The 11098-nt window shown below is 66.6% G+C and carries 14 protein-coding genes and 2 pseudogenes; 7 read left to right on the top strand and 9 right to left on the bottom strand.

Annotated elements, in window-relative coordinates; genetic code table 11:
- Positions 1-45: 45 nt before the first annotated feature.
- Positions 46-678 carry a TetR/AcrR family transcriptional regulator C-terminal domain-containing protein gene (locus ACTJI4_RS13340; RefSeq protein ID WP_440869599.1) on the bottom strand — a complete coding sequence of 211 codons (633 nt, stop codon included), beginning with the start codon at positions 676-678 and terminating at the stop codon, positions 46-48.
- Positions 679-822: 144 nt separating this feature from the next.
- Between ACTJI4_RS13340 and ACTJI4_RS13335 the strand changes: the two genes are divergently transcribed.
- On the top strand, positions 823-1446 hold the full coding sequence (locus ACTJI4_RS13335; RefSeq protein WP_392923452.1) for a response regulator: 624 nt from the start codon (positions 823-825) through the stop codon (positions 1444-1446).
- Here the strand turns inward: ACTJI4_RS13335 and ACTJI4_RS13330 are convergent.
- Positions 1443-1976, bottom strand: coding sequence for a hypothetical protein (locus tag ACTJI4_RS13330; RefSeq protein WP_440869598.1), 534 nt, complete (start codon positions 1974-1976; stop codon positions 1443-1445). The genes ACTJI4_RS13335 and ACTJI4_RS13330 overlap by 4 nt on opposite strands.
- 161 nt (positions 1977-2137) lie before the next feature.
- Here ACTJI4_RS13330 and ACTJI4_RS13325 point away from each other — a divergent pair.
- From ACTJI4_RS13325 to ACTJI4_RS13315, 3 genes and pseudogenes are all read left to right on the top strand, one after another.
- Positions 2138-2985 (top strand): annotated as a pseudogene (locus tag ACTJI4_RS13325) (alpha/beta fold hydrolase).
- 44 nt (positions 2986-3029) lie between these two features.
- Positions 3030-3611 (top strand): annotated as a pseudogene (locus ACTJI4_RS13320) (alpha/beta fold hydrolase); the annotation flags it as partial.
- Positions 3499-3909, top strand: a complete 411-nt coding sequence (locus tag ACTJI4_RS13315; RefSeq protein ID WP_440869753.1) for a serine aminopeptidase domain-containing protein — start codon at positions 3499-3501, stop codon at positions 3907-3909. The pseudogene ACTJI4_RS13320 and the gene ACTJI4_RS13315, both read left to right, overlap by 113 nt.
- Before the next feature lie 24 nt (positions 3910-3933).
- Here the strand turns inward: ACTJI4_RS13315 and ACTJI4_RS13310 are convergent, their stop codons facing one another.
- Positions 3934-4536, bottom strand: coding sequence for a mobile mystery protein B (locus ACTJI4_RS13310; protein WP_440869597.1), 603 nt, complete (start codon positions 4534-4536; stop codon positions 3934-3936).
- Complete coding sequence (locus ACTJI4_RS13305) at positions 4529-4990, bottom strand: helix-turn-helix domain-containing protein (protein WP_440869752.1); 462 nt, start codon at positions 4988-4990, stop codon at positions 4529-4531. The genes ACTJI4_RS13310 and ACTJI4_RS13305 overlap by 8 nt, the downstream gene beginning before the upstream one ends.
- Positions 4991-5324: 334 nt before the next feature.
- Between ACTJI4_RS13305 and ACTJI4_RS13300 the strand changes: the two genes are divergently transcribed.
- Positions 5325-5897 (top strand): OmpO family porin, encoded by a 573-nt coding sequence (locus ACTJI4_RS13300; protein WP_392923607.1) that lies wholly within the window; start codon positions 5325-5327, stop codon positions 5895-5897.
- 192 nt (positions 5898-6089) lie between these two features.
- Here ACTJI4_RS13300 and ACTJI4_RS13295 read toward each other — a convergent pair whose 3' ends face one another.
- From ACTJI4_RS13295 to ACTJI4_RS13275, 5 genes are all read right to left on the bottom strand, one after another.
- Complete coding sequence (locus ACTJI4_RS13295) at positions 6090-7115, bottom strand: NAD(P)H-dependent glycerol-3-phosphate dehydrogenase (protein WP_392923438.1); 1026 nt, start codon at positions 7113-7115, stop codon at positions 6090-6092.
- A gap of 14 nt (positions 7116-7129) precedes the next feature.
- On the bottom strand, positions 7130-7645 hold the full coding sequence (gene secB / locus ACTJI4_RS13290) for a protein-export chaperone SecB (RefSeq protein ID WP_392923435.1): 516 nt from the start codon (positions 7643-7645) through the stop codon (positions 7130-7132).
- A 104-nt stretch (positions 7646-7749) separates the two neighbouring features.
- Complete coding sequence (locus tag ACTJI4_RS13285; RefSeq protein ID WP_184126254.1) at positions 7750-8187, bottom strand: rhodanese-like domain-containing protein; 438 nt, start codon at positions 8185-8187, stop codon at positions 7750-7752.
- A gap of 73 nt (positions 8188-8260) precedes the next feature.
- The gene (locus ACTJI4_RS13280; protein ID WP_392923431.1) at positions 8261-8695 is read right to left on the bottom strand and encodes a hypothetical protein; all 435 of its coding nucleotides are present in this window, start codon (positions 8693-8695) and stop codon (positions 8261-8263) included.
- Between the two features lie 30 nt (positions 8696-8725).
- Positions 8726-9196, bottom strand: a complete 471-nt coding sequence (locus ACTJI4_RS13275) for a YiiD C-terminal domain-containing protein (RefSeq protein WP_392923428.1) — start codon at positions 9194-9196, stop codon at positions 8726-8728.
- A gap of 43 nt (positions 9197-9239) precedes the next feature.
- Between ACTJI4_RS13275 and ACTJI4_RS13270 the strand changes: the two genes are divergently transcribed.
- A complete protein-coding gene (locus ACTJI4_RS13270; protein ID WP_440869596.1) occupies positions 9240-10016 on the top strand; it encodes a uroporphyrinogen-III synthase in 777 nt (258 codons plus the stop codon).
- A 108-nt stretch (positions 10017-10124) separates the two neighbouring features.
- The gene (locus tag ACTJI4_RS13265) at positions 10125-11096 is read left to right on the top strand and encodes a uroporphyrinogen-III C-methyltransferase (RefSeq protein ID WP_392923423.1); all 972 of its coding nucleotides are present in this window, start codon (positions 10125-10127) and stop codon (positions 11094-11096) included.
- The last annotated feature ends 2 nt before the right edge of the window (positions 11097-11098 follow it).

Here is an 11098-nt window from a genome sequence, read left to right as displayed (position 1 = left end):
CAGTGAGCTTCCGTGTCGGAACTACGGTAACAGGGGAAAGGGAAATCAGGGCACGCGGGCCAGGCGCAGTTCGATGCCGTCCAGCATCAGGCCGAGGCCCTGTTCGAAGCGCGTGTCGAAATCGACCTCGCTCCACACCTCGCGGGCATCCCAGCAATGGGGGAAACGCGCTTCGGCCAGCGCCATGAACGCCTCACCCAGCGCCTCCATGCTGCCGTCGCCGGGCCAGGACTGTTCTTCGATGACGAAGCCCATCGCGTAATACACCAGGTCCATCGATGCGGTGGCCGCAAAGCGCACCGGCGCCCCGGCACCGACCAGCGCGGCGATGCTGGCCTCGCCCACCCGCAGCACGTTCTCGGTGGCCAGGAAGGTGCCGGCGTAGACCCGCGCGCCGTCGCGGCGGGCCTTGAAGGCAACCCGGAACTCACGGGCGATCTGCAGCAGGGTCTGCCGCCACGGCTGGCCCTCCGGGATGTGGCGGGCCACGTCCACGATCATGGCGTCGGCCATGGCATCGACCAGCGCCTGCTTGCTCTTGAAGTGCCAGTAAAGCGACGGCGCGCGGATGCCCAGCGTGCAGGCCACCTTGCGCAGGGTCACGCCCTCCATGCCAGCCTCGTCGAGGATCTTGAAGGCGGCACCGACGATGTTGTCCCGGGCGATGGGCTGACGCACTGGGGGCTTCTACCTAACGTTGTTAGGGAGCGAATCTAACAGTGTTAGGTTTGCGGCCGCAAGCACTGCTGCCTCGGCCGGCGGGGGCCGCTTGCGTTGTGCGTCGCCACGATGCACGGTGCATTCCTTACCGGGACCCTGGCCATGACACTGCGCATCCTGACCATCGATGACCATCCCCTGATCCGCCAGGGCATCGCATCCATGCTGGAGGTGGAACCCGGCCTTGAGCTGGTCGGCGAGGCTGCCGACGCACTGGATGGCATCGGGCAGTACCGACGGCTGCTGCCGGACATCGCGCTGGTCGACCTGCAGATGCCCGGTGTGAACGGCATCGAGCTGACTCGACGCCTGCGCGCGGAGTTTCCCCAGGCATGCGTGGTCATCCTCACCACCTACCGGGGCGATGCCAACGCACGCGACGCGCTCGCGGCCGGTGCCAGCGGTTATCTGCTCAAAAGCTCGCTGCGCCGTGAGCTGGTCGATGCGCTGCATCGGGTCGCGCAAGGCAAGCGCTGCCTGTCGGCGGAGATCTCCGAAGAGATCGCCCAGCACATCGGCGAGGAACCCCTTACTGCACGCGAGCAGTCCATCCTTGCCGCCCTCGCGCAGGGATGGGAGAACAAACGCATTGCCAATGACCTGGGCATTTCGTCGGAAACGGTGAAATCGCACCTCGCACGCATTTTCGAGAAGATCGGCGCCCGCACGCGCACCGAGGCGATCCATATCGCCCTGCGTCGCGGACTGGTGCGACTGGACGACTAGCGCTTCATCATCGGCAGCGGACGCAGCGGATGGCGCAGTCCATGCCGCAGCGAGAACTGCACCAGGCGCAGGTGAAAGCCCAGGCGCGGGAACCGCTGCACCACCCGGGCGAAGTCATCCGGATGCAGGTCGAAGCGCAGCAGCCCCAGCGACACATCGATCCAGTCGGCGCGGCGGAACGCCTCGATGCGGCGGTCCTGGTCCGGCGGTACGTGCGAGATCCGGTGGTGCTCGCTGATCATCGCCACCACCACCGGCACCAGTTCCGGCCGGTCCTGTTCGAGCAGGTACTGCCGGGCCAGCGCTTCGGAAGGCGCCAGGTAATCGAACGTTCCTGCGGTCCAGATGCCCAGGTCATGGAATGCCACGGCCACCGACAGGACGTACAGATCGTGCACCGTGCCCGGCAGCATGCACCAGTGGAAATTGGCCACGCGGTAGGTGTGGTTGCGGTAAGGATGATAGTCCCGGCCCAGCACCTCTGCGTGGCGCTCCAGGATCTCGTCCAGCACCGCCAGGTGATCGAGCATGGCGTTCTCCCGATGCACGGCGAGGACGTCGTGCTGCCGGCAAGGGTAGCGGCGGCGCGGGCCGGTGGCCGCCGCCGGCCGGGGTATCCGTAAATCCCCCATGTGGGGGCGACGGCGCCGCAGCCCCCGGATGGGGGAGCACCCGCGCGCCCGAACGACCGATGCCCCGTCCCTCGCGTGCGTGGGAGGCTGCGCACGTCCCTTCTGCCGAGGCTGCCATGAGCTACTTCACCACCTCCGACGGTACCTCCCTCTACTACAAGGACTGGGGCAGCGGCCCCGTGGTGTCCTTCAGCCATGGCTGGCCGCTCAATGCCGATGCCTGGGAAGCGCAGATGTTCTTCCTGGCCGGCCACGGCTACCGCTGCATCGCCCACGACCGGCGCGGGCACGGGCGTTCCAGCCAGCCATGGAACGGCAACGACATGGATACCTACGCCGACGATCTCGCCCAGCTGTTTGAACACCTTGGCGTAACCGACGTGACACTGGTCGGCCATTCCACCGGCGGCGGCGAAGTGGCGCGCTACATCGGCCGGCATGGCACCGGCCGCGTGGCCAAGGCGGTGCTGATGGGCGCGGTGCCGCCGATCATGCTCAAGACCGCCGACAATCCCGACGGCCTGCCCATCGAGGTGTTCGATGGTTTCCGCAGCGCCTACCTCGCCGACCGCGCGCAGTTCTTCCTGGATGTGGCGACGGGTCCGTTCTTCGGTTTCAATCGCCCGGGCGCGAAGGTCTCCGAAGGCTTGATCCGTTCAACGCCTACGACTGCATCAAGGCGTTCTCGGAAACCGACTTCACCGCCGACCTGGCGAAGTTCGATGTTCCCACCCTGATCATCCATGGCGATGACGACCAGATCGTACCGATCAAGGCCGCAGCGCTGCGCTCGGCGACGCTGATCAAAGGCGCGCAGCTGAAGATCTATCCCGGCGGTGGCCACAGCCTCGGCGACACCGCCAAGGAACAGCTCAACCAGGACCTGCTCGCCTTCCTGCAGAGCTGAGCGCACGTACGTTCGTCCCTCCCCCTGTCTTCGAGGACCTGCCCATGAACAGCGTACCCCCTGCCGCCGCCCTGCATGCCGTGCCCGCCGACGGGCGTGGCACGGGTCCATCGCGCAGCGAAGAGTTGATCAGTGGTGGCGAGCGCGAGCTGTTCATCCGCAGCTGGCGCCCCAGTGGACCGGCGCGTGCAGTGCTGGCGATCGTGCCCGGCTTCAACTCGCACAGCGGTCACTACCAGTGGGCCGCCGCGCAGTTCACCGCGATGGGTCTTGCGGTGTATGCGGTGGACCTGCGCGGGCGCGGAAAATCCAGTGGGGAGCGCTTCCATGTGGAGCACTTCGACGATTACCTCGCCGATGTGCAGTCGCTGCTGGACGTGGCGCGTGCGCGCGAGCCCGGCTTGCCGGTGTTCCTGCTCGGGCACAGCGCCGGTGCTGGCGCTGGTGCGCTGGCTCAGTGGCCCGTTCCCGAAGCTGCGCGTGCTCAAGCTGCCCAACAAGGAATTCTCACGGTTGCCCGAGGTGGTGGCCGCGTTGAATGCCGATCCGCTCATCGCCAACGAGAAGCAGACCGCGCTGACCGTGGCGCAGATGCTGGTGGGTATCGACCGGCTGCGCCGCGGCTTCCCCACGCTGCGCCTGCCGGTGCTGATCGCGCATGGCACCGCCGACAAGGTCACCGTGCCGGCCGGCAGCCAGGTGTTCAACGAGAACGCCGGCTCTACCGACAAGACGCTGCTGCTGTACAAGGACCATGCACATGACCTGCTCAACGATGCCGGGCGCGAGGGCGTGGTGCGCGATTTCAAGCAGTGGATCGAGCAGCGCCTTGGCGCGACGCGCACGCCCGACGGTGCCCCGCGGGGAGCACATGCTGCTGGACGAGGGCAGGCGCATTCGCCTGGATGCCATCGTGAGTATTGAGGGCCACCTCTGTCAGGTGAAGCTTCAGCTCCTCACAAACGCCAGCAGTGGAGAGACATCTCCGGCATCCGCGCGGCGTATCGCATTCAAATAATCCTGGCGAACCTGTGCACCGTGGGGTGGAGGGCCCCAGGTGAACGGCTTTCCACCATTCCGCAGGAGAAACATGTCAGCCATTACCCGTGAACAGCGACCGTTGCCATTTGGGAATGGATGGATGAAGGTCAGCTGGTGGTGGAGCCGCACTGCCTGCTCATCCAGGGAATAGGTCTGGAACTCCTGCCATGCACTGACATTGTCGAACAGTTGTCGAAGCTGCATGGCAATCTGGTACGGCGCAACGCCGATGTTTCGCTCCGTCTGGCGAAACCGTCCAGCCCATTCCCACACTTGATTGAACATGCGCTCGTGCAGCTGGCGCAGAAACGCTTCGCCATGCACGACGACATCCCGCTTCCTGACTTGAGTGTTCGCCCAGCGCATTCCCTGCAGAATGTTTTCACCTTCGGCGTCGTTGAGATCCGCGCGCGTCGCCACCCAACCGAGTTTCAATCCACGCGCCTCATCAGGGTCGAGAGGGGTCTGGCCGGCGTCGAGTGGCTCCTGAAACAGCGGCAGATCAGCCAATTGGTGACTCCCGCCACAAGGTGCTGTCAGGAATGGCGGCTTCAGCCTGCTGCAGCAGGTGCCGTCGCATCGTTTCAGAGATTGACTGGTCTTCCAGGCTCATATGCGTAGCAGCCCGATCCATGTCAGCGCCGTAGAGCTGGAGGCGGCGCTGGTCAACCATGGATTGGAGCGGCTGACGGGGCACCACCAGTACGACCAGTTCGCAGTCCATGGCGCTTGCCGCGCGGCGCAGCGTATCGATCCGGATGGACCCGACACGTTCGCTCGTCTCCAGCTTCGTCACGGAGCCCGGTGACACTCCCAGACGGCGGGCCAAGTCGGATCTGGACATGCCCAATGCCTCGCGCGTCCCGGCAATCCAGCCGCCACGGGGTGCGTGTGGAAGTCTGGGTAACAGCGCGCGGAGCGTGTTACCGATTTCGTCTAGTTTCGCCCTGGCCAACCGGCGCATCTGCGAGCCTTGTCTGGACGCCACTTCTCACCTCCAGGGTCTATTTCGATATGCCAAATATACCCTACAGGGTACAAATGTGCAGCGTGATTAGAGCCTGCAGGTAACATTCTTCATTTGCTTTTGTACCTGGGAGGTTCAGTGCCCATGCGTTGGCCTAGCCCCTGCCGTAGTTCCCTGAACGCGCGCTTCATTCATGTACCGGTCAGTTCAATATTCAGGGTTTATTAGAGCGCCTAACGGATAATTCACACCTGTCGACCGTCCATCTCTCTCCCCTCCCCAAGAGGGGACGGTCGGCAAAACCAAATAATGAATAGGTGTGTTCCCGATGATGAAGACCTCCCTGCTTGCCTTGGGCCTGATCGCGGCTCTGCCGTTCGCTGCTTCGGCTGCCGATGGCCTGTCGTACAACTACGCTGAAGGCGGCTATGTGAACACCGATGCCCAGGGCGGCTATGCCGACGGCTGGGCCGTGAAGGGCTCGGTGGCCGTCGCACCGAACTTCCACATCTTTGGCGATTACACCTCGCAGGAACTCAACCGCGGCAATGCCGATGTTGACCAGTGGCGCGCCGGCGTCGGCTACAACTACGGCATCGCGCCGACCACCGACCTGGTGGCCCGCGTCGCGTACCAGAAGTTCGATCCGAAGCGCGGCCTTGACTTCAACGGCTACTCCACCGAAGTGGGCGTGCGCACCGCGTTCACCCCGATGATCGAGGGCTACGCGCTGGCCGGCTACGAAGACTTCAGCAAGAAGCACGGCATCAACCCGGACGGCGAGTTCTACGGCCGCGTCGGCGCCCAGGCCAAGTTCACCCCGAACTGGGGCCTGAGCGGCGAAGTGAAGCTGGCCAAGGGTGGCGACCGCGAATGGTTCGTCGGCCCGCGCTTCACCTGGTAAGGCGATCGCTGCACGGTACGTTGTTGGATGGCGTGATCTCTCTCTCCCTCACGCCATGAAGCCCGGCTTAGTAGGCCGGGCTTCACTTATCTGGCCCCACCTCGTCGGGGTGCCACGCACAAACCCAGCGCATGCTGGGTTTGTGCGTTCTGGAGGGCAAAAAAAACCCCGGCAGTGCCGGGGTTTTCATCATCATTTGAACAGCGTGTCCGGGTATTCCGGTTTCTGTTCGCGGGCCAGCAGCGCGCGCAGGCCCTCTTCCGGGGTCTGCTCGCCGTGCAACACGGCGCGGACCCGGTCGGAGATCGGCAGGTCGATGCCGTGGCGACGCGCCTGGCGCATGACCTCGTCGGCCGTCTGCACCGATTCGACTACCTGGCCGATTTCGCGGATCGCGTCCTGCAGGCTCTGGCCACGTCCCAGCGCCAGGCCAAGCCGGCGGTTACGCGACAGATCGCCAGTGCAGGTCAGCACCAGATCGCCCAGCCCGGCCAGGCCCATCAGGGTTTCCGGTTTGGCGCCGATGGCAGCGGCCAGGCGCAGCATCTCGTTGAGGCCGCGGGTGATCAGGCCGGCCCGGGCGTTGAGGCCCAACTGCATGCCATCGGCCACGCCGGTGGCTACGGCCAGCACGTTCTTCATGGCACCGCCGAGTTCGGCACCGACCATGTCATCGCCGGTATAGGCGCGGAACGCCGGGCCGTGCATGGCTTCAGCGACCTGCTGGGCGAACTCGGCATCGTCGCCGTGCACGGTAATCGCGGTGGGCAGGCCCAGCGTGACTTCCTTGGCGAACGATGGGCCGGTCACCACGGCCAGCGGCACCTCCGGTCCAAGGACCTCGCGCGCCACTTCGTGCAGGAAGCGCCCGGAGCCCGGTTCGAACCCCTTGGTCGCCCAGGCCACGCCGGCAGCCGCCGGACGCAGCGGCGCCAGCGCACGCACGGTTTCACCGAACGCGTGCGACGGCACCACCACCAGGATCCACGTGGCGTCCTTGACGGCCGCAGCGAGGTCGGTGGTGGCGCGCAGCGATTCCGGCAGCGGAATGCCCGGCAGGTAACGGGTGTTCTCGTGGCGCTGGTCGATGGCGTCCACCATCGCTGCGTCGCGGCCCCACAGCACGGTCTGGCGACCGTGCCGTGCAAGCAGGCTGGCCAGGGCCGTGCCCCAGGAGCCGGCGCCGAGAACGGCGACCTTGTCTGCGTTGTTGCTCATTGCTGCAGCGCCGATCAGGCGTTGCCGGCCGGCTCGGAATCGGCGAGCGAGGTTTCGCCCTGTTCCTGGCGCTGGCGCAGGGTTTCGGCGTACAGGCCTTCGAAGTTGATCGGCTGCAGGAAGAACGGCGGGAAGCCGCCGGCCTGGATCAGCTCGCTCACCAGCGAGCGCACGTACGGGAACAGGATGTTCGGGCACTGGGTGCCCAGCAGCACGTCGATGGACTGCGGGTCCAGCCCGACCAGGCCAAACACGCCAGCCTGCTGCACTTCGGCCACATAGGCGGTCTTGTCGCCGGCCTTGCAGGTCAGGGTCACGGCCAGGACCACTTCGAAGGCGCTCTCACCCAGGCGCTGCACACGCTGGTTCAGGTTGAGCTGCAGCTCCGGCTGCACGGCTTCGTTGAACACGGCCGGGGCGTTGGGCGATTCGAAGGAAACGTCCTTGACGTAGATCTTTTCGACGGTGAACGCGGGGCCGGTGGCGGCTTCGGCCGGCGCGATGGCGCCGTTGGTGTTCGCTTCGGACATTTCCTGTTGCTCCAGAATGAATGCAGTAAAAACGGATTGTTACATGCCCTGCGATGGGGGCGTGTGGCGGCGCGCACAAGGCATGCCGCGCAATCCGGGCAAAATCAGTTGCGGCCCTTGACCAGCGGCAGCTCGGCCTGCTGCCAGGCGGGCAGGCCGCCGTCGAGCACGTGCACCTGCTCGAAACCGGCCTTCTTCAACGCCTTGGCGGCGGTTTCAGAGGCGGTGCCGGTACGGCACACCAGCACCACAGGGCGCTGCTTGGCGTTGGCCACCAGCTTGTGCTCCGGCCCGAACTGGGCGGGCTGCACGTTGCGGCTGCCGGCGATATGGCCCTTCTCGAAATCGGTACCCGCCGACAGATCCACCACGACCGCGCCGCCGGCATTGATCAGCTGGGTCAGCTCGGCCGGCTTGATCGACTTGTAGCCGCGCAGCAGGCGGCGTACCTCAGTGACGAGGATGGCGACAGTCAGGCCCACGAAGGCCATCGACAACATCGGGTTTCGGCCGGCAAAGGCCAGCAACTCTTCGTAATTCACTTAGATCACGGGTCGATTAGCGGGCGCCGATTGTCGCACATGCGGGCGAACCGGCGTCCAGCCCTGCGGCAGCTCAGGATTCCTGCCAGAGGTCGGGCAGCCCACTGGCCTGCAGCCAGCGCTTGCCTTCGGCGTCCCAGCGCCAGATTTCCTTGACCCGCACCGTCCGCTCGGACTGGGTGTTGACGTTGATCACCCTCACCTCGGCATTGCGGCCAACCCGACCGTCGGGCAGCGGCACGTTGTCGCCGGCGCGGTAGCTGGAGATCTTCACCTGCTCGAACCGGCGGATTTCCAGGTCGGTCAGCGGGTGTTCCTTGGCGTACGCCGGGTCCAGGTAGGGCAGCATGTCGTCCACGGTGCCCCAACGCATGGTCGAGTCGTACTTGACCTGGGTTTCTTCCAGCTGCTTGCGCTGCTTCTTGGTTGTCTTCTGCTCACCGGCGAATGCCGACACGGAGGTCAGGGCCAGCAAGGCCAGCAGCAGGATCTGGATGGTGCGACGCATGCGAATTCCCCAATCGGCAAGGCGCCCATCCTACCGCCTTGCGAAGGCAACGAAACGTCCGGTCAGTTCAGCGGCCGGTTTGCCGGCCTCGCCGGGCTGGCGCGCCACCACCTCGATGCGGGCCTTGCCGCGCTGGGCGAAGGTGGCCAGGAAGGTATCCCAGTCGGCGTCGTCGCCCGCGTGAGCCTGGGCCTGCAGGTCGTCGTAGACCGGCGCCAGGTAGCGCACATGGCTGTCGGCCACATAGACATCGGCATCGAAGCCGGCCAACCGCAGGCGCAGGGTGACCAGCGCCCAACCGGACAGGGTCAGCGCCGAAGACAGGCTGCCGCCGAAGGCATTGCCCTTGTCATTGACGTTGGCGGCCAGCGGCGCGCGCAGGCTCAGCACGCCATCGGCATACGCATCCACGCGGATCTGCATCGCCGCCACCGGCGGCATGCGCTCAAGCACCTGCTGCAGCGCGGCCAGGTGGGCGGGGAGGGAATCATGTTCAGACATCGGTACGGCGACGTTGCAACGAAGGCCTCGCATAATGCCCGCAATGAACAGCCACGCACATGTGCCGGATTGGACCCTGCTGTCGCTGCGCCCGCGCGGCCAGCACGCACCGCTGCGCCGCGCGGCCGCAGCGCTGGGCGCGCAGGTGATCGGCTTGTCGCCGTGGGCGCTGGTGGCCCGCCACGATGCGGCCACCCGCGCGGCCCTGGCCCAGGCGCTGGAGGCAGACCGCGTGGTATTCAGCAGCCCGGCGGCCGTGCATGCGGCCGCCCGGCTGCAGCCGCTGGATGCCCCGCACGCCGGCATCTGGCTGGCCGTGGGCGCCGGTACCGCCGCCGCGCTGCGCGGGCATGGCGCTGCCGACGTGGTGGCGCCCACGCGGATGGACAGCGAGGGCCTGCTCGATCTGCCGGTGCTGGCCCAGCTGCAGGGGCTGCGCGCGGCGTTGGTCACCGCACCAGGTGGGCGCGGGGTCATTGCCGATGCGCTGGGGGCCCGGGGCGCGGTGCTGCAGCGGGTGGATGTGTACCAGCGTGTCGCGCTGCGCCTGCCGCCCCGGCAACTGCAGCGGCTGCGCCACCGCGCGGGGCCGTGGGTGCTGGCCCTGAGCAGCGCTGAAGCGCTGTCGCTGCTTATCGACCAGCTGCCAGCCGACCTGCTTGCACGGCTGCGGCAGGCCCATGCGGTCGCGGCCAGCGAACGGCTGGCCGTGCTGGCGCAGCAGGCGGGGATTGCACGGGTGACCCTTGCTGCCGGCCCGATGCCAGCGCAACTGGCGCAGGCCGCACACGCGGCCATCACCACCGCCGCAACTTCCTGAACAGGGGTCGCGTGCGGCCTTGCAGGCCCTGCGGGCGGCGAGCGATGCTGTGCGCTTCACCGATCGCCAGCTCGTGAATGCACCGGCGCGATCGACAAGGATGCCTGCATGAACGACATGGTTCCGCCCCCGCCCCACCGTCCGCTGCGCTGGATCGTGCCGCTTGCCGCATTCGCGCTGGTGGCCGGTGGCGCAGGTTGGGGCTGGACCCAGTGGCAGGCGCAGCAGGCGCGCGTCGCGCAGCGCGAGGCCGATGCCGCCGTGCTGGTGCAGGGCTTGGCCGGCAGCGTTGAGGCGCTGCGCCGCGACCAACGCTCCACTTCGCAACGGGTGCAGGATGCGGCCGCCACCAATCGGGTGCTGCGCGATGAAATGCTGGGCCTGAGCCAGCGCAATGCGTTGCTGGAAGAGAACCTGGCGCGGCTGGCTGACAGCACCCGCCACAACGCCCAGGCGCTGCAGCTGGAAGAGGCCGAACTGCTGCTAAGCCAGGCCGGCCAGCGGCTGGCATTCGCCGATGACGTGGAGGGCGCCAAGCGCCTGTACGCGCTGGCGGCCACGGCGCTGGAAGACGTCCAGGGCACCGAATACCTCAACCTGCGCCAAGCGCTGATGCAGGAACGCAACGCGGTCGATGCCCTCGGCCCTGGCGTACGCGCCGGCATCCAGCAACGCCTTGGCAGCTTCTCGCAATCGCTGCTGGCGTTGCCCGAACAGATCGCACCGGCGGCCGGCGCCGCCGCGCCGCCGTGGTGGCATCAGGTGCTGGCCCCGTTCGTGACCATCACGCCCACGGCCGTACAGGGCCCGCTCACCCGCGCCGAGCGCACTGCCGCCTGGGATTCGCTGCAGCTGGAGCTGACCCTGGCCCGTGCGGCGGTTGAACGCGGCGACCAAGCTGGTTTTGAACAGGCGCTGGATCGGGTGGCACTGTGGATGCCGCGGCTGTGGCCGGATTCACCCGGCCTGCGCGAGCGGCGTGGTGAACTGCAGCAGTTGCGCACCCAAGTGCTACGCCCGCCGCTGCCCGAACTGGGCAGCACCCTGCAGCAACTGCGCGCCATGCGCGATGGGAGTTGATA

This window comes from Stenotrophomonas sp. 22385, assembly GCF_052045085.1.
Classification (GTDB): Bacteria; Pseudomonadota; Gammaproteobacteria; order Xanthomonadales; family Xanthomonadaceae; genus Stenotrophomonas.
This window is presented reverse-complemented; position numbering and strand designations above follow the sequence as displayed.

Excerpts from the sequence above, each read along its gene's own strand:
- ACTJI4_RS13275 (WP_392923428.1), bottom strand. The coding sequence starts at position 9,196 with ATGTCTGAACATGATTCCCTCCCCGCCCACCTGGCCGCGCTGCAGCAG.
- ACTJI4_RS13305 (WP_440869752.1), bottom strand. The coding sequence starts at position 4,990 with ATGCGCCGGTTGGCCAGGGCGAAACTAGACGAAATCGGTAACACGCTC.
- ACTJI4_RS13300 (WP_392923607.1), top strand. The coding sequence starts at position 5,325 with ATGAAGACCTCCCTGCTTGCCTTGGGCCTGATCGCGGCTCTGCCGTTC.
- secB (WP_392923435.1), bottom strand. The coding sequence starts at position 7,645 with ATGTCCGAAGCGAACACCAACGGCGCCATCGCGCCGGCCGAAGCCGCC.
- ACTJI4_RS13270 (WP_440869596.1), top strand. The coding sequence starts at position 9,240 with ATGAACAGCCACGCACATGTGCCGGATTGGACCCTGCTGTCGCTGCGC.
- ACTJI4_RS13335 (WP_392923452.1), top strand. The coding sequence starts at position 823 with ATGACACTGCGCATCCTGACCATCGATGACCATCCCCTGATCCGCCAG.
- ACTJI4_RS13280 (WP_392923431.1), bottom strand. The coding sequence starts at position 8,695 with ATGCGTCGCACCATCCAGATCCTGCTGCTGGCCTTGCTGGCCCTGACC.
- ACTJI4_RS13265 (WP_392923423.1), top strand. The coding sequence starts at position 10,125 with ATGAACGACATGGTTCCGCCCCCGCCCCACCGTCCGCTGCGCTGGATC.
- ACTJI4_RS13295 (WP_392923438.1), bottom strand. The coding sequence starts at position 7,115 with ATGAGCAACAACGCAGACAAGGTCGCCGTTCTCGGCGCCGGCTCCTGG.
- ACTJI4_RS13330 (WP_440869598.1), bottom strand. The coding sequence starts at position 1,976 with ATGCTCGATCACCTGGCGGTGCTGGACGAGATCCTGGAGCGCCACGCA.